This window comes from Flavobacterium sp., assembly GCF_027531705.1.
GTDB lineage: Bacteria > Bacteroidota > Bacteroidia > Flavobacteriales > Flavobacteriaceae > Flavobacterium.
This window is the reverse complement of sequence record NZ_JAPZSP010000019.1, coordinates 52381-76987: the sequence shown is the minus strand read 5'-3', so window position 1 is coordinate 76987 and position 24607 is coordinate 52381. Positions and strand designations below refer to the sequence as shown.

At 33.0% G+C, this 24607-nt stretch carries 29 protein-coding genes; 11 read left to right on the top strand and 18 right to left on the bottom strand.

Annotated elements, in window-relative coordinates; genetic code table 11:
- Nucleotides 1-36: 36 nt before the first annotated feature.
- The gene (locus tag O9267_RS07855; protein ID WP_298177884.1) at nucleotides 37-771 is read right to left on the bottom strand and encodes a lysophospholipid acyltransferase family protein; all 735 of its coding nucleotides are present in this window, start codon (nucleotides 769-771) and stop codon (nucleotides 37-39) included.
- 136 nt (nucleotides 772-907) lie between these two features.
- On the opposite strand from O9267_RS07855, the gene recA reads away from it, so the two are divergent.
- The 8 genes from recA (at nucleotide 908) to O9267_RS07815 (ending at nucleotide 6916) form a co-directional block, all read left to right on the top strand.
- Nucleotides 908-1915, top strand: a complete 1008-nt coding sequence (gene recA, locus O9267_RS07850; RefSeq protein ID WP_298177901.1) for a recombinase RecA — start codon at nucleotides 908-910, stop codon at nucleotides 1913-1915.
- Nucleotides 1916-2018: 103 nt separating this feature from the next.
- On the top strand, nucleotides 2019-2405 hold the full coding sequence (locus tag O9267_RS07845; RefSeq protein ID WP_298177882.1) for a hypothetical protein: 387 nt from the start codon (nucleotides 2019-2021) through the stop codon (nucleotides 2403-2405).
- A 4-nt stretch (nucleotides 2406-2409) separates the two neighbouring features.
- A complete protein-coding gene (locus tag O9267_RS07840; RefSeq protein WP_298177880.1) occupies nucleotides 2410-2871 on the top strand; it encodes a hypothetical protein in 462 nt (153 codons plus the stop codon).
- Nucleotides 2872-2882: 11 nt separating this feature from the next.
- Nucleotides 2883-3344: a carboxypeptidase-like regulatory domain-containing protein gene (locus tag O9267_RS07835; protein ID WP_298177878.1), complete on the top strand. Its 462-nt coding sequence runs from the start codon at nucleotides 2883-2885 to the stop codon at nucleotides 3342-3344.
- Nucleotides 3345-3363: 19 nt separating this feature from the next.
- Nucleotides 3364-4002, top strand: coding sequence for a T9SS type A sorting domain-containing protein (locus O9267_RS07830; protein ID WP_298177876.1), 639 nt, complete (start codon nucleotides 3364-3366; stop codon nucleotides 4000-4002).
- A gap of 2 nt (nucleotides 4003-4004) precedes the next feature.
- A complete protein-coding gene (locus tag O9267_RS07825; RefSeq protein ID WP_298177874.1) occupies nucleotides 4005-4757 on the top strand; it encodes a hypothetical protein in 753 nt (250 codons plus the stop codon).
- Between the two features lie 6 nt (nucleotides 4758-4763).
- Complete coding sequence (locus O9267_RS07820) at nucleotides 4764-5315, top strand: sigma-70 family RNA polymerase sigma factor (protein WP_298177872.1); 552 nt, start codon at nucleotides 4764-4766, stop codon at nucleotides 5313-5315.
- Nucleotides 5312-6916 (top strand): hypothetical protein, encoded by a 1605-nt coding sequence (locus tag O9267_RS07815; RefSeq protein WP_298177869.1) that lies wholly within the window; start codon nucleotides 5312-5314, stop codon nucleotides 6914-6916. The genes O9267_RS07820 and O9267_RS07815 overlap by 4 nt, the downstream gene beginning before the upstream one ends.
- A 46-nt stretch (nucleotides 6917-6962) precedes the next feature.
- On the opposite strand, the gene O9267_RS07810 is transcribed toward O9267_RS07815, so the two are convergent.
- The gene (locus tag O9267_RS07810; protein ID WP_298177868.1) at nucleotides 6963-7724 is read right to left on the bottom strand and encodes a lysophospholipid acyltransferase family protein; all 762 of its coding nucleotides are present in this window, start codon (nucleotides 7722-7724) and stop codon (nucleotides 6963-6965) included.
- Nucleotides 7725-7964: 240 nt separating this feature from the next.
- On the opposite strand from O9267_RS07810, the gene trpS reads away from it, so the two are divergent.
- Entirely contained in the window at nucleotides 7965-8942 is a 978-nt protein-coding gene (trpS, locus tag O9267_RS07805) for a tryptophan--tRNA ligase (RefSeq protein WP_298177866.1), read from the top strand.
- A 2-nt stretch (nucleotides 8943-8944) separates the two neighbouring features.
- Here the strand turns inward: trpS and dprA are convergent, their stop codons facing one another.
- A complete protein-coding gene (gene dprA, locus O9267_RS07800; RefSeq protein WP_298177864.1) occupies nucleotides 8945-10054 on the bottom strand; it encodes a DNA-processing protein DprA in 1110 nt (369 codons plus the stop codon).
- 101 nt (nucleotides 10055-10155) lie between these two features.
- Here dprA and O9267_RS07795 point away from each other — a divergent pair, with 101 nt between their 5' ends.
- Together O9267_RS07795 and O9267_RS07790 are read left to right on the top strand one after the other, a co-directional pair.
- Nucleotides 10156-11091 (top strand): SPOR domain-containing protein, encoded by a 936-nt coding sequence (locus tag O9267_RS07795; RefSeq protein ID WP_298177862.1) that lies wholly within the window; start codon nucleotides 10156-10158, stop codon nucleotides 11089-11091.
- A gap of 58 nt (nucleotides 11092-11149) precedes the next feature.
- Nucleotides 11150-11659, top strand: a complete 510-nt coding sequence (locus O9267_RS07790; RefSeq protein WP_298177859.1) for an acyl-CoA thioesterase — start codon at nucleotides 11150-11152, stop codon at nucleotides 11657-11659.
- 34 nt (nucleotides 11660-11693) lie between these two features.
- On the opposite strand, the gene O9267_RS07785 is transcribed toward O9267_RS07790, so the two are convergent.
- The 15 genes from O9267_RS07785 to O9267_RS07715 form a co-directional block, all read right to left on the bottom strand.
- The gene (locus O9267_RS07785) at nucleotides 11694-12953 is read right to left on the bottom strand and encodes a peptidoglycan DD-metalloendopeptidase family protein (protein WP_298177857.1); all 1260 of its coding nucleotides are present in this window, start codon (nucleotides 12951-12953) and stop codon (nucleotides 11694-11696) included.
- 23 nt (nucleotides 12954-12976) lie between these two features.
- Nucleotides 12977-13741: a DUF4292 domain-containing protein gene (locus O9267_RS07780; protein ID WP_298177855.1), complete on the bottom strand. Its 765-nt coding sequence runs from the start codon at nucleotides 13739-13741 to the stop codon at nucleotides 12977-12979.
- Nucleotides 13741-15087, bottom strand: a complete 1347-nt coding sequence (locus O9267_RS07775; protein WP_298177853.1) for a tetratricopeptide repeat protein — start codon at nucleotides 15085-15087, stop codon at nucleotides 13741-13743. Before O9267_RS07775 ends, O9267_RS07780 begins: the two co-directional genes overlap by 1 nt.
- A gap of 7 nt (nucleotides 15088-15094) precedes the next feature.
- On the bottom strand, nucleotides 15095-16105 hold the full coding sequence (locus O9267_RS07770; protein ID WP_298177851.1) for a sugar phosphate nucleotidyltransferase: 1011 nt from the start codon (nucleotides 16103-16105) through the stop codon (nucleotides 15095-15097).
- Between the two features lie 96 nt (nucleotides 16106-16201).
- A complete protein-coding gene (gene dut, locus O9267_RS07765; protein WP_298177849.1) occupies nucleotides 16202-16636 on the bottom strand; it encodes a dUTP diphosphatase in 435 nt (144 codons plus the stop codon).
- A 123-nt stretch (nucleotides 16637-16759) separates the two neighbouring features.
- Nucleotides 16760-18217: an oligosaccharide flippase family protein gene (locus O9267_RS07760; protein WP_298177847.1), complete on the bottom strand. Its 1458-nt coding sequence runs from the start codon at nucleotides 18215-18217 to the stop codon at nucleotides 16760-16762.
- Between the two features lie 33 nt (nucleotides 18218-18250).
- Nucleotides 18251-18736, bottom strand: a complete 486-nt coding sequence (locus tag O9267_RS07755) for a hypothetical protein (protein ID WP_298177845.1) — start codon at nucleotides 18734-18736, stop codon at nucleotides 18251-18253.
- Between the two features lie 127 nt (nucleotides 18737-18863).
- Nucleotides 18864-19724 carry an ATP synthase F1 subunit gamma gene (gene atpG / locus O9267_RS07750; RefSeq protein ID WP_298177843.1) on the bottom strand — a complete coding sequence of 287 codons (861 nt, stop codon included), beginning with the start codon at nucleotides 19722-19724 and terminating at the stop codon, nucleotides 18864-18866.
- An 88-nt stretch (nucleotides 19725-19812) separates the two neighbouring features.
- Nucleotides 19813-21390 (bottom strand): F0F1 ATP synthase subunit alpha, encoded by a 1578-nt coding sequence (gene atpA, locus O9267_RS07745; RefSeq protein WP_298177841.1) that lies wholly within the window; start codon nucleotides 21388-21390, stop codon nucleotides 19813-19815.
- A gap of 16 nt (nucleotides 21391-21406) precedes the next feature.
- A complete protein-coding gene (gene atpH / locus O9267_RS07740) occupies nucleotides 21407-21940 on the bottom strand; it encodes an ATP synthase F1 subunit delta (protein ID WP_298177837.1) in 534 nt (177 codons plus the stop codon).
- 2 nt (nucleotides 21941-21942) lie between these two features.
- On the bottom strand, nucleotides 21943-22443 hold the full coding sequence (locus O9267_RS07735; protein WP_298177836.1) for a F0F1 ATP synthase subunit B: 501 nt from the start codon (nucleotides 22441-22443) through the stop codon (nucleotides 21943-21945).
- 80 nt (nucleotides 22444-22523) lie between these two features.
- Complete coding sequence (gene atpE / locus O9267_RS07730) at nucleotides 22524-22715, bottom strand: ATP synthase F0 subunit C (protein ID WP_112113538.1); 192 nt, start codon at nucleotides 22713-22715, stop codon at nucleotides 22524-22526.
- A gap of 39 nt (nucleotides 22716-22754) precedes the next feature.
- A complete protein-coding gene (gene atpB, locus O9267_RS07725) occupies nucleotides 22755-23900 on the bottom strand; it encodes a F0F1 ATP synthase subunit A (RefSeq protein WP_298177833.1) in 1146 nt (381 codons plus the stop codon).
- Between the two features lie 118 nt (nucleotides 23901-24018).
- Nucleotides 24019-24414, bottom strand: coding sequence for a hypothetical protein (locus O9267_RS07720; protein ID WP_298177831.1), 396 nt, complete (start codon nucleotides 24412-24414; stop codon nucleotides 24019-24021).
- Nucleotides 24415-24603, bottom strand: a complete 189-nt coding sequence (locus O9267_RS07715) for an AtpZ/AtpI family protein (protein ID WP_298177829.1) — start codon at nucleotides 24601-24603, stop codon at nucleotides 24415-24417.
- Nucleotides 24604-24607 lie beyond the last annotated feature (4 nt).

The window sequence follows — 24607 nt, the reverse complement described above, 5'->3', positions numbered from 1 at the left end:
GTTGTTAAATTTTAAAATACATTAAAATAAAACATATTAATATTTTATTGATTGAACGACTGCCTTTTCTGTTTTTTCCATCAATTCTTCAAATGAAAAATCTTTTACAGCCATTGGTTCGTGAATAATAAATTCTAATTTGTTTCCTAAACCCATTGGAAAAGCACCAAATTTAACCATTTTCCATGAATTGTTAATACTAATTGGTACAACATAGGCAGAAGGAGCATATTTACACAGAATTTTCAGACCACTTTGAGCAAATTCTTTTGGTTTCCCGGTTTTACTTCTAGTTCCTTCAGGAAAAATTACTGCTGAACGATTGTTTTTTTCAATATATTCTGATAATCCTTTTATTAATGGAATTGCTTGCTTAGAATCTTTTCTGTCAATAAGAATCGAGCCGCCATGTCGCAAATTATAAGAAACACTCGGAATTCCTTTTCCTAATTCTTTTTTGCTAACAAAACTAGCATGATGTTTTCGCAAATACCAAATAATTCCAACTATATCATACAAACTTTGATGATTGGCAACAAATATTACGGGAACATTTTCTGGAATTAATTCTCTATTTTTAAAAGTATAAGTTGTTCCTAGAAGATTTGTGCATCTGGTAAGAAAAAAATTTAAGTAATCTACACTTTTTTTATGCGCTTGATAACCAAAAATATTGAAACAAATCCATTGAATTGGATGAAAAACAACCAAAAACAAACCAAAACACAAATAATAAATTACCGAAATTGGATAGGATATAAGCTTTTCCATTGCTAAAAAATTATTGGCTAAAATAAACTAATAAATCCACTTACACAATTGTTCAAAACTCAAAAAAGGAATCTGATTTTACATTGAAAAAATAATTATTTTTACAAAAATTAATACCAATTAAATGAAGGAAAAGATGAGTTCAGAAAAAGAAGCCAAATTAAAAGCACTACAACTTACACTTGATAAATTAGATAAAACTTACGGAAAAGGAACCGTAATGAAAATGGGCGACAAAGCCGTTGAAGAAGTAGAAACTATTTCGTCAGGTTCGCTCGGATTGGACTTAGCTCTTGGTGTAAATGGTTACCCAAAAGGACGAATTATTGAAATATACGGACCAGAATCATCAGGAAAAACAACTTTGACTCTTCATGCTATTGCCGAAGCTCAAAAAGCAGGTGGAATTGCAGCATTTATAGATGCTGAACATGCTTTTGATAGAAATTATGCAGAAAAATTAGGTGTAGATATTGAAAATCTAATCATTTCACAACCTGATAATGGAGAGCAAGCATTAGAAATCGCCGAAAACTTAATCCGCTCTGGTGCTATTGATATTGTAGTAATTGACTCGGTTGCTGCCTTAACACCAAAAAGTGAAATAGAAGGCGAAATGGGTGATTCTAAAATGGGATTACACGCTCGTTTGATGTCGCAAGCCTTAAGAAAATTGACAGGAACTATTAGCAAAACGCATTGTACTGTTTTCTTTATCAATCAGTTGAGAGAAAAAATTGGTGTCATGTTCGGGAATCCTGAAACTACAACAGGTGGAAATGCATTGAAGTTTTATGCTTCTGTTCGTTTAGATATTCGTCGTTCGTCTCAAATAAAGGATGGTGAAAACGTAATTGGAAACAGAACAAAAGTAAAAGTGGTTAAAAATAAAGTAGCACCACCGTTTAAAGTAGCCGAATTCGATATTATGTACGGTGAAGGTGTTTCTAAAACAGGTGAAATTTTAGATTTAGCTGTAGAATTTGAAATTATCAAAAAAGCAGGTTCATGGTTCAGTTATGGCGAAACCAAATTAGGTCAAGGTCGTGATGCTGTGAAACTTCTTATAAAAGACAATCCAGAATTAGCTGATGAGTTAGAACAAAAAATTAAAGCTCATATTAAAGAGTTAGCTGATGCTTAAAAAATTAAATCCGTCGTAAAGGCGGATTTTTTTTGCATTAACGCAACCTTTTTAGATTATTTACATCTAATAAAAAGATTTAATAACCTAAAAAACAAATACCATGAAAAAAATTATATTTTTTATCCTATTTTCATTTTTACTACAAAGCTGGCAATGCTCAAGAGATAGTATATCTTCCCAAACTAAAATAGTAACTTCAGATGAATTAAAAATAAAAAAGCAAGCTATTATTAATTACATTTCTAGTTTCAATTGTACTACTGGTTGCAATTATATTGCTCTAGGTTCAAAACCTTGTGGCGGTCCATGGGAATATATTGCTTATCCTAGCAATGTAAATGAAACCATTCTTACCGAAATGGTTGAAGAATACAATCAAATGGAATATAATTATAATATTCAAAACGAAATAATTTCTGATTGTGCAGTGGTAATGCCTCCAAATGAAGTAAATTGTGTTAACGGAATTTGTAAAATAATAAATTAGCATTATGAAAAAATTTAAGATATTGGTTTATATATTTTTTTTAATCATCGTTAATGGATGTCAAAGTGATGATGGTCAAAATAATTCAAAAAAAGATGTAGCAAACTCTGAAATTAATGGAATGTGGACATTAGTTAATGTCTCTGGAGGTTTTGCAGGTGCCAATCAAAATTTTACAGCTGGTTCTATTAGATGGGATTTTGACGAATCTAATAATACCTTAAAAATTGTAAATGATAATCAAATTACAGATGCTATATATGATGGTTTGCCAACAGGAACTTATACTTATAGCTCTATCTTATCAACTACAAGTTGTGGTGAAGGTTTCAATCCATTAGCAATTACAAATGCTTTTGAAAGTTGTTATACAATTACAGACAATATATTAACTATTGATAACAATCAAATTGCTGACGGATTTGCACTAAAATTTGAACGAATAATGTTTTGTGGAACAAATTAAAACTGCCAATTATGAAAAATTTAATCTTAACATACCTTATCGCATTTTGTTTTTTAGCATGCTCTTCAACCTCTGAAACTAAAAATCAGATTGTTAATGGATTTATTAAAAACAATAGCGAATATATTGGAGGAGCCAATCCACCAGAAAGTCTTCTTGAGGGATTAGCAATTTATCAACCATCAGCTAACCAACATTTTTATGTTAGAAATCTAGCGAATTATGCTCCTTTTACACCTTTTGTAACTTCTTTTACAACAGATGCAAATGGAAATTATAACATAAATTTACCTGTTGGAAATTATGCAATAATCGGTCAAGAAAAACATGATTTTGAACTAAATCCATATGCACTAAGCTCTTGCGAATACATTCAAACTCCAGATTTTATTTTGAATGTAACTTCTAATCAATCCAACTACACTAGTCAATTTACGCGTAAAGCTAATTATTGTTTAGGCTATCCTCAATAAATTTTAATAAATTTAATTCATGAAAGCAAAAATCCTTTTATTTCTAGTATTCTTTTGTGGAAATATTTTTTCGCAAGTTGATAACACTTCAACAATAACGAGCTTGCAAATTGCGCCAGAAAACCCAACAATTAATGATCAAGTGCAACTTACTATTAATGCGTTATGGAGTTCTGGAAGCTGTGAAATGACCAATTTTACAACTTCAAATTTTGGTAATTCGTTTGAATATAACTTTTTTTATGATGTTGGAGCTGCTACCTATATCTGCACCAATTCTTCCACAATAAATCTCGGAACATTGGCAGCTGGAGAATATACCATAACTTGTTATATCAACAATAATTATGTTCCTTCTATGCAATATGAACCGATGACCATAACATTTACAGTTACTGGCGGAAATCTACAAAATCAGAATTTTGAAAAAAATGATGCGCTTCTTGCCTATCCAAATCCGGTAACTGATTTTTTGACTATCGAAAATCACAATAGTAAATCAGTAACCATTTTTAATGCTTTAGGACAAAAAATAATCGAAAAAAATAATTTGTCAAACACCAAAACAGAACTCAATTTTAATGCTTTTCCAAAAGGAATTTATTTTCTTTCTTTTGAAAATAATTTTACTAATTCTCTCAAAATCATAAAATTATAACTATGAAAACTTTTTTAAAAACACTATTACTTTTTATACTTTTAGTTTCATGTACAAACGAAACTACCGAAATCAATCAAAATCCAACCAATGCAATTGAAGGTTCTTGGTCGTTGGTAAGTGTTTCGGGCGGATTTGCTCCAACTATTAATCTTGACCCAAGTTGGATAACCTATCACTTTGGTCAGAACTTAACCGTCATCAACAATAATCCTAGTATGACGGCTCAAGCTACGGGTCTTGAAACTGGTTCGTATGCCTATTCTTTTATTCAAGACCCTTTATATGACGGACTACCAAATTATTATAAACTTTCTGTTTCAAATTTTATTTCAAATTTATACATAAAAATTGAAGGCAACGAAATGATAATTGATACAGGAATTGCTTCTGATGGATTGTTGTATAAATTTGTTAGAAAAAATTGTAGTAACCAACCTTGCAATGCTCTCGTTCACACACTAGTTGACGCTGCAGCAGTTCCAACAACGGCTATGATTAATCAAAATGTTTCTATACAAATTGCATATACTGTTACAAATGGTTGCGGACAATTTGGATATATTGCTGAAACCAATTCAGGAAACACCAAAACTTTAAAAGTATTTGCTCGCTATGTAGGATGTGTTTGTACAGAAAATTTAATGCCTATCGTTTCCAACTATAATTTTACACCAACCTCAACTGGTGAGCAAATCATTAAAATCGAACAACCTGATGGCACTTTTTTAACGCATTCAATCACTATTCAATAAAAAATTTTGACTTTAGAACAAATCATTTCAGGTTGTCAAAAAAATGAGTCTAAGGCTCAGGAGCAACTCTATGTTTTGTTTGCAAAAAAATTATTTGGTTTGTGCTTGAAATATTCTAACAATTATAGTGAAGCAGAGGACAATTTACAAGATGGTTTTATTCAAATTTTTAAAACTATAAATCAATATAAAAATCAAGGTTCTTTTGAAGGTTGGGCTAAAAGATTGATGATAAACACAGCACTTCAAAAGTTTAGAAAAACCAAACATCTCGAAATTATAACCGAAAACATTCCTGAAACTGAAGATGTAGAAGTCGAAATAAATGAAGAAAGTATTTCAATTGATTATCTGTTAGATCTCATTCAGGAATTGCCCGAAAGGTATCGATTGGTTTTTAATCTCTATGCAATTGATGATTTTTCACACCAAGAAATTGCCGATTTATTAGAAATTTCAGTAGGAACATCCAAATCAAACTTGTCGCGAGCACGAATGATTTTAAAACAAAAAATAGAAGCAAAAACAGCACAAAACATAATTCATAAATCGTTATGAAGAACTCAAAAAACATAGATCGATTATTTCAGGAAAAATTCAAAAATTTTGAAGCGACTCCAAATGAAAAAATCTGGAAAAACATCGAATCTTCACTTCAAGAAAAAGAAGAAAAAAGAAGAATAATCCCGTTTTGGTGGAAACTTTCTGGCGTTGCAGCAATCGTAGTAATTGGTTTTTTAATTGGAAATCAATATGTTGAAAACTCAAATTCCAAATTCCAAATTCCAAATAGTCAAACTGAAAGTAATCAAAGTACCAATTCTCAAGAACAAAATTCCAAAAATGACGTTGTTACTAAAACAACGATTTCTAACGATTCAACAACCAATGAAAATAACGCTATTGTTGCATCTGAAAAAGTAAAAAGAAATCAAGAAATTTCAAAAGTAAATCAAAATTCAACTAGTGAAAATAAAAATTTAGTAAACGAGAATAAAGATCAAAACACTGAAAATAAAGCAGTTGCTTCAAATACTTCTGTTTCAAAATCTATTAAAAATAAAAAACAAAATCCATCATCTTTTGTAAATCATTCTAATGAAAATGCAGTAGTTTCTAATAAAGACAAAAGCAAAAACAGTCAAAATTCTTCTGAAAAAAACGAACTTAATTTGAATGAAAAAAACAATGCTGTTGCCAATAACGCCAAAGAAAAAGCAAATCAACTTTCAGAAAAAAATAATTCGAATGCTATTGTTACAACAGATTCAAAAGTCAAAAACACTAATGAAACCGATATAAAAATATCTGAAAAAGAAATTCTTAATTCTGAAAAAACTACTAATCCAGAAGTCATTGCAAAAGTTACTGACACTAAAAATGAAGAAACAAAAACCAATGAATTAGAAGCTATTTTAGCTCAAAAAGAAAAGGATAAAAAGAAAAAAAATCCAACTGAAACCAATCGTTGGCAAATTACTTCTGCCATTGCGCCTATCTTTTTTGGTTCAACTTCCAATGATTCTCCTGTTGATGCAAAATTTAATAGCAATTCAAAAACGTACGAAAATAGTATGAGTTACGGTGTTGGCTTGCAATACAATTTGACCAAAAAACTAGCCATCCGTGCCGGAATCAACAAATTAGATTTAGATTATGCCACCAACGATGTAGCTTTTTTAGAAAATACTCAAAATGTAGAAAGTTTGGTAGCTGTTTCAGAAGAAAACACGCTTCAATTTGTGAGCAATGGAGCAAATCCTGTTGACGGATTCACGCTGGCTTCCAATACCGTAAACAACGGAACTCTTCGTCAAGAGTTTGGTTATTACGAAATTCCATTCGAGTTGTCGTATGCCGTTATCGACAAAAAAATAAAGGTAAATGTCATCACCGGTTTAAGCACGCTTTTTCTTGATGGAAATGCTATTTCGTTGACATCACCAAAATATAATATGGCGCTTGGTGAAGCTAATAATGTCAATAAAGTCAACTTTAGCACCAATGTTGGTTTGGGAATAAACTATAATTTATATAAATCGTTCTATCTCAATCTCGACTCAATTCTGAAATACCAAATGAATACTTTCAATTCAAATTCGGGCGACTTCAATCCCTATATCATCGGATTGTATTCTGGATTAAGTTATAAATTTTAGTTCATTAATTTAGGTTACTTTTTGGTTTAAAATTGGAAAAAGCACCTTAGTTGGTGCTTTTTTTTATGTCTTCAATCAACTGATTATAAATAATTATTCGTGTCTTTTCATTCAACTTTTTCACATCTTCTTTGTGTTCAATATCCAACCCTTTTGTTTCAATAATAGGATGAATTTTGGCACGCATCAAACCTGGACTTCCGCTAAAAAAAGTATACGAAAAACGCTTTTTGTTATCAGGAAAAGTAATAGGCACAATCGGAATCTGGTGTTCAATTGCCAACCTAAAAGCACCATCTTTAAAACTATCTAACACAACCGATTCGTCAGCAGGAACACCGCCTTCGGGAAAAATACAAATACTCAAACCTTGATTTAGCCTTTTCTGCGCACGATTAAAAACTTCCATTCTGCTTTTTTGACTGCTTCTGTCCACCAAAATACAAGTGCGTTTGTAGAAAAAACCAAACAACGGAATTTTAGACAATTCTTTTTTTCCAACAAAAACAAACGGATTTTTGACAATCGCCAACATCAACATAATATCAGCCATCGACGTGTGATTGGCAACAAACATATAGCTTTTGTTCTCATCAAGATTGGCAATATCTTCAAGTTTATAGTAAAATCCAGAACCGTACAAAATGCATTTGGCCCAAATTCTCGCCATCACAAAAAAGTACGGATACCATTTTTCTTTTAAGATAGAAATCACCAAAAACGGAAACATTACCAAAATTGGAATTGCCATCATTATGTAAAACCAAACGCGCCAAAGCGTCCACAACACTATTTTTATAATTCGCATTTTTTTTAATTAGTAACCCATCGTTCGGGCTTTTTATAATCCATGTTCCTGCTTTCCGCAGTATCTTTTTTGTTACGTCTATCCTAATAAAGACACATTGATATCAAAAAAGGATACTTGCTCCAATCAGGGTTAGAAACTCAATCTATGGGCTTCTTTTTAACTTTTTTTCAAAGATAACAATTCATCGCAAACTTTTTAAGAAAACAATTATCTTTGCGGTTCAAGAAAAATAACACCATGTCAAAAATACTCACAGGCGTACAAAGCACAGGAACTCCACACTTAGGCAATTTACTAGGTGCCATAATTCCTGCCATTGCATTATCTAACCAACCCGAAAACGAATCGTTTCTGTTCATCGCCGACTTACATTCGGTAACACAAATAAAAGATGGAAAAACCCTTCGTGAAAACACTTATAGCACAGCTGCAACTTGGCTAGCTTGCGGGTTAGATGTCAACAAAGTAGTTTTTTACCGCCAGTCAGATGTGCCACAAACAGCTGAGTTGTCATGGTATTTGAGTTGTTTTTTTCCGTTTCAACGATTGACATTGGCACATTCATTCAAAGACAAAGCCGATCGTTTGGAAGATGTAAATGCAGGATTGTTTAGCTATCCAATGCTAATGGCTGCCGATATTTTACTATACGATGCCGAAATTGTACCCGTAGGAAAAGACCAATTGCAACATATCGAAATCACTCGTGATGTAGCATCAAGATTTAATTTTCAAATGGGCGAAACCTTCGTTTTACCAGATGCCAAAATTCAGGAAGAAACCATGTACATTCCTGGAACTGATGGGCAAAAAATGAGTAAATCACGCGGTAATATCATCAACATTTTCTTAGATGACAAAGCGTTGCGCAAACAAATCATGTCTATAGAAACCGACAGCACACCGCTAGAAGAACCGAAAAACACCGAAACCTGCAAGATTTTTGCACTTTACAAACTTTTGGCAAATCCAACTCAACTAGCAGAAATGACCGAAAAATACGCTAACAAAAACCGCGATTTTGGTTACGGTCACGCCAAACAAGCCTTATTTGAATTGATAGTAGAAAAATTCAAAACCGAAAGAGAAAAATACAACTATTTCATGAACAACCTTCACGAGGTAGATGCACTTTTAGCCATAGGTTCCAAAAAAGCAGGAACAATTGCCGATGGCGTTTTAAAAAGAGTTAGAGAGAAATTGGGGTTTTTGTAAAATCAAATTGCTTCAAACAATTTCCCTGGCAAAGGACGAATTACACCTTTCAATTCCATATTTAGTAAAATAGAAGAAATTTTAAAAATAGGAAAATCACATTCGAGAGCAATTACATCTAGTAGTTGCTTTCCGTTTTTTTGGAGGTAATCGTATATTTTTTGTTCGTCATCTTCAAGTGTGACGAATAATTGTTTTTGTACTGGTTTGTCTTTTGAAGTCTTTTTCTCAAGCTCCCAATTCAAAATGTACATAATATCGGCTGCCGAAGTTAGCAAATGAGCACGTTGTGTTTTGATCAAATCGTTACAACCTTGGCTGTATTTATCCGTCGTTCTGCCTGGCACAGCAAAAACATCTCGGTTGTAGTCATTTGCCAAATTTGCTGTTATTAGCGAACCGCCTTTTTCGGCGCTTTCTATTACAATTGTGGCTTCTGCCATTCCAGCAACTATGCGATTTCGTTTTACAAAATTCTCTTTATCAGGATTGGAACTGCTCCAAAATTCGGTCATAAAACCGCCGTTTTGCTCCATTTTGCCAACATATTTTTTATGCGTTTTAGGATAAACTTGATTTAAACCATGTGCCACAACGCCAATAGTTTGCAAATTGCAATCCATAGCTGCTTGATGCGCAACAATATCAACACCATATGCAAATCCGCTTACAATAATTGGGTTTAAAGGCGCTAAATCTTCAATAAGTTTTTTGCAAAATTCCGTTCCGTAAGAAGTGATTTGACGTGTTCCGACAATGCTAATAATTCTTCTATTATTCAAATCAATATTTCCTGAACTGAATAATAAAATTGGACTATCAATGCAATGTTTCAATCGCTCAGGATAGTTTTCATCTTGAAAAAAAGCAATTGAAATATCATTTTCTTCAATAAATTTTAATTCTTCTTGTGCTTTTTCAAAAACCGATTTGTCTTTTAAATTTTTTAAAAGAATGGTTCCAACACCATCAATTCGAGATAAGTTGGATGGTTTTTCTTTGAAAATTGCTTCGGCGTTTCCGCAATGTTGCAGTAGTTTTTTGGCGACAATATCACCTACTCCATCTATTTTTTGCAAGGCTAATGTGTAATAAATTTCTTCGTGGCTCATACTAACTATTTGAAGGCGAAAAGTATAAAATTTATTGCAATTGTTAATAAATTTTGTGAATAAAATTTTTAAACCATCGTAGTTTGTATAACTTTGTTTCTATGAATTTAGAACAATACATAGGTCAACTTTTATACAGACATCAGTGCGTAACTGTGCCAGGATTTGGTGCTTTTTTAACTGAAACAAACACTGCTTTTTTAAACGAAAGTACGAATTCTTTTTATCCGCCAAGAAAAGTTGTTTCTTTTAATTCAAATTTGAAAAACAACGATGGTTTGTTGGCAAATCATATTGCTTTATCTGAAAAAATAAGCTATGATAACGCCGTTTCTTCCATTGCAACCGAAGTTAGTCGTTGGAATTCTTCTTTAGATTCAAATGAAAAAGTAACGCTAAAAAACATTGGTGACATTTCATTAAATACTGAAAAAAAGACCGTTTTTGTTCCATCTGAAAACACCAATTATCTTAAAGAATCTTTTGGTTTAAATACTTTTGTTTCACCATCAATAAAAAGAGAAGTTGCCAAACATCTCGATATTGTTGAAGAAGAACAACCTGTTATTACATTACCAACAGAAAAAAGAAAAACACCTTCGTATCTTAAATATGCAGCTGTTTTTGCTTTAGGATTGGCTGGCGCAGGTTATTTTGGCTATAATTTTTACGAAAATAGAGTAGCTGAACAAACGTTGCTAGTAGAAACTTCTGTTCAGAAAAAAATGCAAACCAAAATTCAACAAGCTACTTTCTTAATTGAAAATCCGTTACCTTCGGTTACACTTACTGTAAAAGAAGAAAAATTGAATTATCACATAGTAGCAGGTGCTTTTAGAAACGAAGAAAATGCTACAAAAGCCTACAACGAATTAATTGCAACTGGTTATAAAGCTAGAAGAATTGCTCCAAACAAACATGGTTTATATCCTGTTCTTTTTGGAAGTTATTCCACTTTGCAAGAAGCAAATGAAGCCAAAGAAAAAATACAACAAGCAGGAAATCCTGATGCTTGGCTCTTAGTAAAAGAATTATAAATGTAATCCCGAAATTATCGGGATTTTTTTTTGACCTTTGCAAAAAATACAACTTGATATGACACCCAAACATCCTGCAGAATCATTGACTATATTGACCGATTTGGTTTTACCAAGCGAAACCAATCCGTTGAACAACCTTTTTGGTGGTGAACTTCTTGCCCGAATGGACAGAGCCGCTAGTATTGCTGCCCGAAGACATTCAAGAAGAATTACCGTAACCGCTTCGGTTAATCACGTTGCGTTTAATCGTTCTATTCCGTTGGGAAGTGTTGTGACGGTGGAAGCTAAAGTTTCAAGAGCCTTCACAACTTCAATGGAGATTTTTCTAGACGTTTGGACAGAAGATAGAGAATCGGGAATAAGAACTAAAGCCAACGAAGCTATCTATACTTTTGTAGCTGTTGACGAAACAGGAACGCCAGTAAAAGTTCCAGAAATTATACCAGAAACAGAAGAAGAAAAAGCGCGTTTTGATGCCGCTTTAAGAAGAAAACAACTAAGCTTGGTTTTAGCTGGCAAATTAAATCCGCATGAAGCTACTGAGCTGAAAGCGTTGTTTTTATAATTTAAAATGGCTTCTAAAATAGAAGCCATTTTTATTACATATTACTCAACCAACTGGCTGGATTATTATAGGTTGTGTTTTGAGAAATCATGAACTTCAAAACGGTTTTCCCTGTGTCGCCATTGGTTCTTATTTTTCCTAATGTTTGCTTGGTTTGTACTTTATCGCCTTTGCTAACATTTACACTCGACAAGTTTTGGTAAACTGTAAAATAGTCACCATGCTGAATCATTACTGCTTTGTTTACTGGGGAAAGAACCATTACGCTTATAACTTCACCACTAAAAACAGCTCTTGCGGAAGAACCTTGATCCGTTGAAATTTCGACACCACTATTATGAACAATTAAAGTGTTGTAAACAGGATGCGGTTGGTCGCCATAAGCTAACGAAACAAAACCTTTTTCAACTGGCCATGGTAATCTTCCTTTATTGGCTTTGAAATTATCAGCAGCCATTTTGGCTTCAGGTGTAAGGACAATTTTGGTTGAAGTTTCGGTTGCTTTTGTTGTTGCCGCTGTTGTTTTTGGATTCGCTTTTACATTAGCAGCCGCCGCTTTTTTATTTGCAGCAGCAATCGCATCACGTATCAATTTGTTAATTTGACCATCAATACGTCTTGATTCTTGTTGTTTTTTCTTGATTTCAGCCGTAATTTGAGCTTTGCTTTTCTTGATAGCTTTTGCAATTTCTTGTTGTACTAGCTTTTCTTTTTCAAGCACTTTTCTCTCGGCTTCATTAGATTTTAATAGCTTTTCTTTTTCGGTTTTTTGAACCACAATTTTTTCAGTATAACCAGTCAATTTTTCGGTTTTCTCTTTTATTTCGTCGCCTTGCATCTTGCGATAACTTGCGTATTGTTTCATATATTGAATACGCTTGTAGGCTTGTTGAAAATTTTCAGAAGATAGAATAAACATTGCTCTACTTTGGGTTGAACGGCTTTTGTATGCTTTAACAACCATTTGAGCATAGTCTTTTTTCAAAATCTCTAAATCACTTCTTAATCGATTAATTTTTAATTGATTGATGTAAATATCATCACCTAATAATTTGGTTTGTTGCGAAGTTGTATTGATTAATTTGACTTTTAAATTAATCTTATCATTTTGAATAGCCAATTGTTTTGAAACGGTTTTTTCTTCCTTTTTTACCTTTTTAAGCATTTCCTCTTTTTCGCGAATTTCTCTTTGAATTTCGGCTTTACGCTTTTCTAGTTTTTCTTGTTGCGAATCTTGACTCCATGAAAATGAAGTAGCGAATATCAGTAGTAGAGTTAAAAGAAATTTAGGCATACTCAAAAAATATTTATGCAAATCTAGTGAATAAAAATTTGTTCGTAATTAGATGGCACACTATAAGGAAAAGAAAGCTCTTCATTGAATGTAACCGATTTATAATCAACTTTGATGTTGGTTTTTCCTTTTTCTTGAGTTGCTTCAACAAGCAAGCCAATTGGTAAGTTAGCTTCGGGATATTCTTTGTAATCATCATACAAAATTTCTAACATTCTATTTTGGGCTGGTTGATTGATTTGTTGTCTTTTTACTAAAAACTTAGAGGCTTCAAAAAAATATTTCTTTTCAATAGTTGCATCAGAACTTTCCAATTTATACAAACCTTCTTCTAAACTTGATTTGTATTTGTTCTTTTTCAAGTTGTCTAATGCTTGACCAATCAACATATTTTGCACTTTTTGAAAATCTAAATCGGTTCCTAGCCAATCGCTCAATGTTTGGTAATTTCCTTCGAAAAACTTACCGTTCATTTTTTCGTAATACTTTACGCCTTCAGGTGTTATCAATCCTTTTGCCATTGTAATTCCTAAAAAACGTACACTTACCAAAATCAATTCGTCTTTCTTAATTTTGATTTCGGCGGTTACATTTTGACTTTGTTTTTCATCTTTATAATTAACATCAGCTTTGATATATAACGTTGAAAAGTCAGTTTTGTTTTTATAATGATTTTCGATAATTTTATCTGAAGACATTGTGTTGCTTGCAGTTCCTTCGGCTAAAACAGCTTTGGTTTTGCATGAAACAATTGTAAAAAGTAAAAGTAGTGCTAGGTATTTCTTCATTATTTTTTTTGCTTCAATAATTTTTCTGCTTTTGCAAAATACGTTTCTTTCTTCTTTGTATCGCCAAGACCAGCATAAGCCTCGCCCAATTGAATATTGAAATTGATTTCTAAAGCTATATCATCTACCAAATAATCCAATCCCATTTCGAGAAATTCTTTTGCTTTTTTGAAATTTGCCACCTGATTATAGCCCAACCCAGCATAATAATACAATTGTGGTTGCATTGGATATAAATCGATTGTTTCGGTTGCTTTTTTACTTAAAACATCAAATTGTTTGTTTTCGGTGTAAGCTTGCAACAGAAGTTGGGTTGCTTCCATATCATCTGGATTGTTTTTTAGATGATTTTCGAAAAAACGAGCAGATTTACTCCAATTTTTCTTGGCATAAAAAAACTTTCCGATTTCTTTGTTTACTTTAACTTCTTTGTCGTTGTCAAAATACGAAATGGCTTTTTCTAAATCGGCATCGTATTGCGGTTTGTCTTTAGAAAACAATAAAAATTCATTCAGAACTCGATGTTTTATTTTAGCATCAATTTTGGCACTTGGCAAAACAATATTCATTGATTTTATTGCTTTTTCGCCATCGTTATTACTCAAATGATATTTGAAAAGACTTACTTGTGCCCAATCTGAAGTTGGGATTTCTTTTTCTAAATCTTTGGCAACTTCGAGTGCTTTTTCTTCTTGATTGCTTGATGAATACAAATAAATTAGTGAAATATAATTGGCTTCTTCTTTTGGATTTTTCTTGATTAATGCAATTAAATTATCTTTTTCAGAACCTTGGTATTTGGCATCTCTAAGAATATCAGCTTTGTATAATTCTCTTTTGTCTGATTTTCCAATGGTTTCGTTTAGTTCATTAATAAGCGATAATGCTTTGTCATATTGCTTGGTGTACATATAAAGTGAAACCAAATCTTCCTTGTAAGAATCATTAAATTCAATCAGTTTTTGAACTAACGTTATTGATTTATTGTAATCTTTGGTTTCATACGTTACATCATACATTCCGTGCCAAAACCATCTGTTTTTGGAGTCGATTTTGGTGGCGTTTTCATAAGCTTCGTAAGATTTATCATAGTTTTTTAGATAAAAATAATTCTTGCCCAATTCGAAGAAAACGGTTGCATTGTTAGGTTGTTCTTTTTGACATTTTTCAAGAGCTTCGATTGCTTTGTCATAATTTTCAATTCCTTTTTGGCGTAAAGCTTCATAGAAAGAATCTTGAAATTTGTCTTCATTACTAGCAATGTCTTCTGGTTCAGCTTGCGCCAAAAGTGATGCCGGAAAGCAAAACATTCCTAGTAACAAACTAACTAAAATTATTTTTTTCATTTACTTTTTATTCTAAAACCGAATAATCTCCAATACTTATACTTGTAAAATTACCATCAAAACTAGCATGATTTCCTATCATTGCATTGTCTAAATTGGCATTTTTTATATGTGCATGTGTTTGAATCAAACTGTTTTTGATTGTACTATCAATTACATGACAACCTTTTCCTAATGACACATTTGGACCAACCGTAGCGTTAATCAAAACAACATCTTCGCCAATATAACACGGCGGAATGATAGTTGAATTTTCTTGTTTCACATCAAAATCAATAAGATGTTCACCATCGTTGTGCAAGAAATTCAGCATTCTGTTGTTGGTGTCAACGGTTACATCTTTGTTGCCACAATCCATCCATTCATCTACTTTTCCTGGTACAAATTTCATGCCTTTTGCCATCATTTGTTTGATACCGTCATTAATTTGGTATTCGCCACCATGAATAATATTGTTATCAAGAACTGACTGCAACTCATTTTTTAAAACGGCAACATCTTTAAAATAGTATATTCCAATAACAGCTAAATCGGAAACGAATTCTTTTGGTTTTTCGACTAATTCAATTATTTCTCCATTTGCATTTAGGTTTACCACTCCAAAAGCTTCTGGTTGATCCACTTGTTTTACCCAAATAACGCTATCGGCTGTTTTATCTAAATCGAAATCGGCACGAATAAGTGTGTCAGCATAAGCAATAACGGCTGGACCACTCAAAGAATCTTTAGCACACATAATAGCATGACCTGTTCCTAAAGCTTCGTTTTGATAATAAATGGTTCCTTTTGCTCCTAATTTTTGTGCAATTGCAATTAATTCTTCTTCTACTTTTTTACCAAAACTTTCGTGAATGATGAAAGCTACTTCTTCGATGTCTAGGTTTAAAACACCTGCAATATCTTCGACCAAACGGTGAACGATTGGTTTTCCTGCGATAGGAATTAATGGTTTTGGTATTGTTAATGTGTGCGGGCGTAATCTTGAACCACGACCTGCCATAGGTACTATTATTTTCATTTTTTAGTATTAAGATTTATGTATTAAGTATTAAGACTTAACTGTATACTTTAAATATTTACTTTTAAACTGCTTACTGCGACTGAGCACTGCTCACTATTTCACTCCTGTACTTCCAAAACCGCCCTCGCCTCTTGATGTTTCGGATAGTTCTTGTACTTCTATCCATTCGGCGCGTTCGTGTTGGGCGATTATTAGTTGGGCGATTCTTTCGCCGTTTTCTATTACAAAATCTTCATTGGATAAATTTACTAAAATTACTCCAATTTCGCCACGGTAATCGGCATCGACTGTTCCTGGAGAGTTTAATACTGTGATTCCTTTTTTGGCAGCCAATCCGCTACGTGGTCGCACTTGTGCTTCGTAACCAATTGGTAACTCGATGAAAAGTCCCGTTTTTACGATGGTTCTTTCGAGCGATTTTAGTGTTATTGGTTCAGCAATATTGGCTCTTAAATCCATTCCTGCCGAAGCGATTGTTTCGTAATTGGGTAAATCGTGTTGTGATTTGTTGATGATTTTTATGGTCATTTTTTGTGATAAATTTGTTTTTAAAAATGATGCCCTAGCCCCGATAGTAGTGGAAATCCTTTTCTTTTTTTCTTTAAAAAAGGAAAGATTGTAACGTATAGCGGGATTAGCTTCGTAAAAATACTATTTTCTTTTTAAAATTGAGAGTAATGTTTGTTTTTCGCTGTAATAAATGAAATATAGAAATGTTAGCACTAATCCGATTTTGATGAAATAATTATCTCTGATGTACGGAATATAAAAAGCGATTGCCGAAAAGAGAATTGTGAGTCCGAGATAACTGCCGATTTTATTCAAATCGTATGGAATTGGGTATTTTTTTTGTCCAAGTTGATAGGAAATGACCATCATAGTTCCGTAAGCGGCAATTGTGGCTACTGCTGAACCGTAATAGCTGATGGATGGAATTAGCAAAAAGTTTAAAACTAGTGTCACAAATGCGCCGATAATTGAAATATAAGCGCCGATTTTGGTTTTGTCAATAAGTTTGTACCAAACGGACAAATTGGTATAAATTCCCAGGAAGAAATTGGCTAAAACGATAAGCGGAACGACTTTGATTGCATCCCAATAATCGGGATTTGGTACTAGCAAATGTTTGAACAAATCGACAAAAGCGATTACGAATAAGGTTATGAACGAACCAAATATTACGAAATATTTTGTGATGGTTGCATAGGTTTGTTGTGCATTTTCATTGCTGGCATGACTGAAGAAAAACGGTTCGATACCCAATGTGTATGCCGTACGAAAAAGCACCATGAACATTCCGATTTTGTAACAAGCTGAGTAGGCTCCGATATCGGCTTTTGGAACTTTGAGCCATTCAAGTAGGATTTTATCGAAATGTTCGTTGATGGCAAAAGCGATTCCGGCTATTAGGATTGGGAAACCGTATTGAATCATTTTTTTCCAAAGAGAAAAATCGAAATGCCATTTTATTTTGAAATAATCGGGAGAAACGACCACAAATGTTAGTAAACTGGCAATTAAACTTGAAACAAAAATATAGCCAACTTCGAAATTTTCATAAAAAATTGTGTTGAAAAATCCGCTTGGATTGGACTTCGCTAATTGTGGCAAAAGCAATAAAAAGAATAGATTTAAAGCAAAGTTTAGCGATACATTTCCGATTTTGATTGCAGCATAAACCATTGGCTTTTTGTTGGCACGTAGTTTAGAAAACGGAATGATGGCAAGTGCATCTAGAACTAATATCCAAATGGTGTACGTGATATATTCGACATCGACGTTTGCCCAGTGTGATAATGATTTTCTATTTAATAATGCAATGAAAAGAAAGGCTAATGATGTCCAAAAAAGTGAAATTGTGGCGGTTGCAATTACGTTTTTCTTATTTTCTTCGGTGTTGTAAAATCGAAAAAAAGCGGTTTCCATTCCGTAAGATAAAATTACATTGAAGAAAACTAACCATGCAAAAATGATGGAAACGTCGGCAAATTCTTGTTTGGGTAAAACTTTGGTATATAACGGATTTAGTAAAAAGCTAATCATTCTAGGCAAAACTGTTGCTAGACCGTAAATGACTGTTTGCTTAAAAAGATTTTTGTATAAACTCAAAGTTGTTTTTGATTTATTATGGCACAAAAATAACTAATTTCTTGGTCTTGCCGATGGATATGCCAAAAGTTCTTTTTCGGGAATGTTTTTAATTTTATAAAGTTGGGTTTTGTTTTTTACGGCAAATTCTAAAATGGCTTCATCCTCTTTTAAAACAAATGGAAAATCGGTTTTGGATGTCTTAATTTCTGGCGCTTTATTTCCGTATTCGTTTGCTGGATTTTCATCAAAAATTAAATCTGTTTTACTTGGTTTGTAAATGAAATTAGCGGTGTAAGTTGTTTCATTGTTCTTTTCAAAACTAGCTTCTTTTTGATGAAAATAGGCTTTTTTGAGAGCAACATCGTTTGGAAGTGCTTGTTTAAACTTGATATGAAAATTGGTGCCGCCACCCGTTTGTTGCTGACCGCCAACCCAATTTTGAAAATAGATGTTTTCGGTTAGATAAGGAAGATTTTCGTTTATTTCTTTGTTGGATGAACAGGAAATAAATAGTAGAAGCAGAATTATATTTTTCATTTTGTGTCAAAATTTAATATAAATGTATAAAAAAAGAGGCAACTCTCGTCGCCTCTCATAATAATTTTAAATTAATCTTAACCTTTATGCTTCGCATAAATGAGGATTTGAAAAATCAAAGATTCTTCTAACCTTTCAATGCTTCAGCACCACCAACAATCTCAAGGATTTCGTTGGTAATTGCAGCTTGACGTGCTTTGTTATAGGTTAATTTTAATTGATCTCTCAATTCGGTTGCGTTATCAGTTGCTTTGTGCATTGCTGTCATACGCGCTCCGTGTTCTGAAGCAAATGAATCTCTAATTCCTTTGTATAATTGAGTTTTCAATGATTTTGGAATCAATTCCAACACAATTTCTTCTTTAGAAGGTTCAAAAATATAATCTCCTGTTGAAGCTGGCTTATCAGATTGAATTGGTGCTAAAGGCAAAAATTGCTCTGTTTGAACGATTTGAGTAGCCGCATTTTTAAACTGATTGTAAACCAATTCTATTTTGTCATATTCTCCAGAAGTGAATTTTTCAGTAATTGATTCAGCAATTGCTGCTACATTTTCGAAAGTTAAATTATCAAAAACAGAACTTTGATTTGAAACTACTTTAGAAGTTTTACCCAAAACATCATTTCCTTTTTTTCCGATAGCAAAAACATCAACTTGTTTTCCTGCATAATGATCAATACGGTTTTTTACTTCTTTTATTACATTCGTATTAAATGCGCCACATAATCCTCTGTTAGAAGTAATTGCAACTACTAGCACTTTTTTAACTTCACGTTGCGAAGTAAATTCTCCACCTGTGTCCCCATCTAAAGTTGCAGATAAATTTTGCAATAATTCCGTTAGTTTTTCGGCATAAGGTCGCATCGCTGTAATTGCATCTTGTGCCTTTTTCAGTTTTGCAGCAGAAACCATTTTCATCGCAGAAGTAATCTGCATCGTAGATGAAACGGAAGTAATTCTATTACGGATTTCCTTTAAGTTTGCCATTTTTTATAAATTGTATATTGTAAAATTGTATAATGTATACTGTAATTGCTTTTGGCATTATACAGTATACAACATACAATATACTTTTTTAATTATATTTTGCTGAAATTTCTTTAGCTGCGTTTTCGATAACATCTGTGATTTTGTCATCTAATTTTCCAGCTTTTAAAGCATCTAATGTATCTCTGTGTTTGCTGTTTAAGTATTGCAAGAAATCTTTTTCAAATTCTTTTACTTTTTCAACTGGCACATTTCTTAACAAGTTTTTAGAACCTGCATAGATAATAGCTGTTTGATCTTCAACTGTATATGGATCGTTTAGATTTTGTTTCAAAATTTCAACGTTTCTTTTTCCTTTTTCAATAACGTTTAATGTTACTGCGTCAAGGTCAGAACCGAATTTTGCGAACGCTTCTAATTCACGATATTGAGCTTGGTCTAATTTTAATGTACCAGCCACTTTTTTCATTGATTTGATTTGTGCATTACCTCCAACACGAGACACCGAAATACCTACGTTAATTGCTGGACGAACCCCAGAGTTAAACAAATCACCGTCAAGGAAAATTTGTCCATCGGTAATCGAAATTACGTTTGTTGGGATATAAGCTGATACGTCACCTGCTTGTGTTTCGATGATTGGTAAAGCTGTAAGTGAACCACCACCTTTCACGATTCCTTTTAAAGAATCTGGCAAATCGTTCATGTCTTTAGCAATTTCATCGTTAGCGATAACTTTACAAGCTCTTTCTAATAAACGAGAGTGTAAGTAGAAAACGTCTCCAGGATAAGCTTCACGACCTGGTGGTCTTCTTAATAAAAGAGAAACCTCACGGTAAGCAACTGCTTGTTTAGACAAATCATCATAAACAATTAATGCTGGACGACCAGAATCACGGAAATACTCACCAATTGCAGCACCTGCCATTGGAGCATATACTTGCATTGGAGCCGGATCAGAAGCATTTGCAGCAACAATTACTGTATAAGCCATTGCTCCTTTTTCTTCTAACATTTTTGCGATTCCTGCTACAGTTGACGCTTTTTGTCCAATTGCAACATATATACAAAATACAGGTTTTCCTGCATCGTAAAATTCTTTTTGATTTAAGATAGTATCGATACAAACAGTTGATTTACCTGTTTGACGGTCACCAATAACTAACTCACGTTGTCCACGACCTACTGGAATCATAGCATCAACTGCTTTTACTCCTGTTTGTAATGGCTCAGTAACTGGTTGACGGAAGATAACACCTGGTGCTTTTCTTTCAAGAGGCATTTCGTATAATTCACCCGTGATTGGTCCTTTACCATCAATAGGTTGACCAAGTGTGTTAACTACACGTCCTACTATTCCTTCTCCAGTTTTTAGAGAAGCAATACGTTGTGTTCTTTTAGCAGTAGAACCTTCTTTGATACCTGTTGATGGTCCTAAAAGCACCACCCCAACATTATCTTCTTCAAGGTTCAAAACGATTCCTTCTAAACCGTTTTCGAACTCTACTAACTCACCGTATTGAACATTTGATAGCCCGTAAACACGAGCAATACCATCTCCAACTTGAAGTACCGATCCTACTTCTTCTAAAGTAGCACCTGATTCAAAACCTTCTACTTGCTTTTTTAATATCGCTGAAATTTCAGCAGGTTTAATATCCGCCATAATTATTTATAAATAACTAGTTACTTAATTCTCTTTTTAAAACTTGTAATCTGTTGGCAACTGATGCGTTGTATTGCTTATCGCCTATTCTTAAAATAAATCCTCCAATAATTGATGGATCTATTGTGCTTTCTATTGTTATTTTTTTGTTTGAAAATGTTGCAATTTTTGCTAATACTTTTGATTGTAAATCAGCATCCATAGCTATTGCTGTAGTTACCTTTGCAACTTCAACACCATTCATCTCGTCGAATAAAGCATTGTATTCTGTTGCTATATCGCCAAGAATTTCAAATCTTTTATTTTCATACAATAAATGCAATAAACTTTTTGATACTGCATTCACATTAGAAAAAACTTCTAATAAAGCACTTTCTTTTACTTCAACTTTAGTAGTTGGATTGGCAATAAAATTACTCAATTCAGCATTTTCACTAATGGTTGAAGCTATTAAAGTCATGTCGTTATTTACCGCTTGTGCTGCTCCTTTATCATTAGCGATATCAAGGATTGCTTTTGCATAACGAATTGCTGCTCTTGTATTTGCCATAATTAGTTTAGTTTAGCGTCACCTAACATTTTTTCAACCAATTTTACTTGAGATTCTTTGTTAGATAATTCGTCTTTTAATAATTTTTCGGCAATTTCTAATGACAAGTTTGAAACTTGCGCTTTCAATTCAGCTACAGCAGCATTTTTTTCACTTTCGATTGTAGCTTTTGCTTGCTCGATCATTTTTAAACCTTGCGCTTGTGCTTCATTTTTAGAATCTGCAATCATTTTCTCTTTCATTTCACGAGCTTCTTTAAGCATAGTGTCACGCTCTAATCTTGCTTCTTGCAAAATTCTTTGATTATCAGCTTGCAAATTTTGCATTTCTTTTTTTGCATTTTCAGCAGAAAGCAATGCGTTTTTGATTCCGTCTTCTCTTTCGTTTACAGCATCAAGAATTGGTTTCCAAGCAAATTTCTTTAAAAGGAAAATCAAACCAATAAATAAAACTGTTTGTAAAATAAACAATCCTAATGAAAATTGTCCAAATAATTCTTCCATTATATATATCTTAATTAATTACTTTTTTACTAATTAACAAAAGCTGCAACCAACCGTTACAGCTTTTGAATTTTTTAGATTTACGATGCAAAAATTGCAGCGAAACCAATACCTTCAATAAGTGCAGCAGCAATAAGCATAGCTGTTTGAATTTTTCCAGTAGCTTCTGGTTGACGTGCAATTGCATCCATTGCAGAACCACCGATTCTACCAATACCAATACCTGCTCCAATAACTACTAATCCTGCTCCAACAATTCTAGGAATTTCCATAAAAATATGTATTAAAAATTAAACATTCAAAATTTGATATTAATGATGAGCTTCTTCGTGATGATGCTCTTCTACTGCTGAACCGAAATATAGGGCAGCTAACATTGTAAATATATAGGCTTGCAACAAGGCAACTAATACTTCTAATATTGTTAAAACAAACGCTAGTAAGAACGCTAAAGGACTACCAACAATGCTGTCTGCTTTGTACATTAGGGCAACTAAACTCATTAACACTACGTGACCTGCTAACATGTTTGCGTACAAACGAATCATTAACGAAAATGGTTTGATAATTGTTCCTAATAATTCGATTGGTGCCAAAACAAATTTCATTGGAACCGGAACGCCTGGCATCCAGAAAATGTGTCCCCAATAATCTTTTTTAGCTGTAAATGTTGTTATAATATAAGCTATTATTGCCAATGACGCTGTAATTGCAATGTTTCCTGTAACGTTTACTCCTAGTGGTGTTAACCCGAACATATTCATAAACCAAACAAAGAAAAATATAGTAAGCAAGAAACTCATGTATTTTCTATAATGTTTTTCTCCGATATTAGGAATTGCAATATCGTCTCTTACATATAATATGATTGGCTCGAAAAATCTTCCAGCACCTTTAGCAATTGAACCGTTCTTTTTATATGATTTTCCTAAACCAGCAAATAATAAGAACATCAATAATCCTGTGATAAGAATCATTGTAACATTTTTGGTAATAGAAAAATCAAGTGGTTTTGCATTTGTAACATGACCCTTTTCATCTTCTGTAAAAGTCCCTGCTGCATCTGTTTTGTAAATTTTCCCGTCGTGGTGGTTTATTTTGTAGTAGCTTCCGTTTGATTCAGCTGCAGCATGACCGTGCTCAAATTTTGACGAAGAGAAAATATGAATTCCGTTATCCCAAAGAATTACTGGAAGTGGAAAACCGATATGTTTTTCGTGACCTGATTCTTTTCCGTATGAAAATAAATGAAAATCGTGAGAGTCTAGAAGGTGGTGTTTTATAAATTCTTTTCTTTCTTCTTCTTTTTGTTCAGTTTCTGTTAACGCTTTTTCTGCAACGGCAGCAATTTCGTGTTTAACTGGTAATGTATCTGTTGAATTAGCAAGTCCTAAAAATGGCAAACTCGCCACTAAAGCTGTTATAATAAATTTCATCGGTTTCTTCGAAAACACCATAGCTATTCAATTAACTTAATTTTTACTTTCTAAAATTTGGTGCAAAGGTACATTTTTTATTACTATTCAAAAATCTTAAAACAATTTTTTTTGATGTAATTTTCGATTTATAGCTTTTTTATTGCTTATTGTTTAAAATTCTTATAGTTACAACGGTTTCTATTGTCAAAAAAACGGCGAAAACGATTAAGAAATTAAATTTCTCAATAGCTACATTTTCTGATGTTGATTGCAAAATTGGTCGAACTAACAAATAGGACAACGCCATTTTGATAGAAGTTACCAATAAAAATGTTTGTCCGACGCTATTAATATTGTTCTTTTTTACTCGAATTAATAGAAATAAAATGGACAACGAACAAAAAAGAAAAAAACCAAAAATGGTTTCGATTGAATGCTTAAAGGTTGCTTCGGCTGAAGTGTAATGAAAATGAAAAACTAATTTATCAACGATATAAGCTAGTAGTGATAAAATTATAATTTGAATAAAGGGTTGAAAGTTTTTGAGATTCATTTATTCGGAATTGTTAATGTCTTTTAATTGTCGGTTAATGTTGTAAAAAGCAATTGCTACACCGACCATTGTTAGCACTTTTACGTAAATTCTGTGTGAGTTTGGATATTCGCTATCAAGCCATTTTCCTAAATAAGCAAAGCCAAAAACGATTACACCCATTTGAATAGGAATGTTGATGAGTTGCAACCAT

Excerpts from the sequence above, each read along its gene's own strand:
- O9267_RS07810 (WP_298177868.1), bottom strand. The coding sequence starts at position 7,724 with ATGCGAATTATAAAAATAGTGTTGTGGACGCTTTGGCGCGTTTGGTTT.
- O9267_RS07845 (WP_298177882.1), top strand. The coding sequence starts at position 2,019 with ATGAAAAAAATTATATTTTTTATCCTATTTTCATTTTTACTACAAAGC.
- O9267_RS07830 (WP_298177876.1), top strand. The coding sequence starts at position 3,364 with ATGAAAGCAAAAATCCTTTTATTTCTAGTATTCTTTTGTGGAAATATT.
- O9267_RS07855 (WP_298177884.1), bottom strand. The coding sequence starts at position 771 with ATGGAAAAGCTTATATCCTATCCAATTTCGGTAATTTATTATTTGTGT.
- atpA (WP_298177841.1), bottom strand. The coding sequence starts at position 21,390 with ATGGCGGATATTAAACCTGCTGAAATTTCAGCGATATTAAAAAAGCAA.
- dut (WP_298177849.1), bottom strand. The coding sequence starts at position 16,636 with ATGACCATAAAAATCATCAACAAATCACAACACGATTTACCCAATTAC.
- recA (WP_298177901.1), top strand. The coding sequence starts at position 908 with ATGAGTTCAGAAAAAGAAGCCAAATTAAAAGCACTACAACTTACACTT.
- O9267_RS07785 (WP_298177857.1), bottom strand. The coding sequence starts at position 12,953 with ATGCCTAAATTTCTTTTAACTCTACTACTGATATTCGCTACTTCATTT.
- trpS (WP_298177866.1), top strand. The coding sequence starts at position 7,965 with ATGTCAAAAATACTCACAGGCGTACAAAGCACAGGAACTCCACACTTA.
- atpE (WP_112113538.1), bottom strand. The coding sequence starts at position 22,715 with ATGGAAATTCCTAGAATTGTTGGAGCAGGATTAGTAGTTATTGGAGCA.
- atpH (WP_298177837.1), bottom strand. The coding sequence starts at position 21,940 with ATGGCAAATACAAGAGCAGCAATTCGTTATGCAAAAGCAATCCTTGAT.
- O9267_RS07790 (WP_298177859.1), top strand. The coding sequence starts at position 11,150 with ATGACACCCAAACATCCTGCAGAATCATTGACTATATTGACCGATTTG.
- O9267_RS07755 (WP_298177845.1), bottom strand. The coding sequence starts at position 18,736 with ATGAAAAATATAATTCTGCTTCTACTATTTATTTCCTGTTCATCCAAC.
- O9267_RS07795 (WP_298177862.1), top strand. The coding sequence starts at position 10,156 with ATGAATTTAGAACAATACATAGGTCAACTTTTATACAGACATCAGTGC.
- O9267_RS07775 (WP_298177853.1), bottom strand. The coding sequence starts at position 15,087 with ATGAAAAAAATAATTTTAGTTAGTTTGTTACTAGGAATGTTTTGCTTT.
- O9267_RS07835 (WP_298177878.1), top strand. The coding sequence starts at position 2,883 with ATGAAAAATTTAATCTTAACATACCTTATCGCATTTTGTTTTTTAGCA.
- O9267_RS07815 (WP_298177869.1), top strand. The coding sequence starts at position 5,312 with ATGAAGAACTCAAAAAACATAGATCGATTATTTCAGGAAAAATTCAAA.
- O9267_RS07720 (WP_298177831.1), bottom strand. The coding sequence starts at position 24,414 with ATGAATCTCAAAAACTTTCAACCCTTTATTCAAATTATAATTTTATCA.
- O9267_RS07825 (WP_298177874.1), top strand. The coding sequence starts at position 4,005 with ATGAAAACTTTTTTAAAAACACTATTACTTTTTATACTTTTAGTTTCA.
- O9267_RS07735 (WP_298177836.1), bottom strand. The coding sequence starts at position 22,443 with ATGGAAGAATTATTTGGACAATTTTCATTAGGATTGTTTATTTTACAA.
- O9267_RS07780 (WP_298177855.1), bottom strand. The coding sequence starts at position 13,741 with ATGAAGAAATACCTAGCACTACTTTTACTTTTTACAATTGTTTCATGC.
- O9267_RS07770 (WP_298177851.1), bottom strand. The coding sequence starts at position 16,105 with ATGAAAATAATAGTACCTATGGCAGGTCGTGGTTCAAGATTACGCCCG.
- atpB (WP_298177833.1), bottom strand. The coding sequence starts at position 23,900 with ATGGTGTTTTCGAAGAAACCGATGAAATTTATTATAACAGCTTTAGTG.
- dprA (WP_298177864.1), bottom strand. The coding sequence starts at position 10,054 with ATGAGCCACGAAGAAATTTATTACACATTAGCCTTGCAAAAAATAGAT.
- atpG (WP_298177843.1), bottom strand. The coding sequence starts at position 19,724 with ATGGCAAACTTAAAGGAAATCCGTAATAGAATTACTTCCGTTTCATCT.
- O9267_RS07840 (WP_298177880.1), top strand. The coding sequence starts at position 2,410 with ATGAAAAAATTTAAGATATTGGTTTATATATTTTTTTTAATCATCGTT.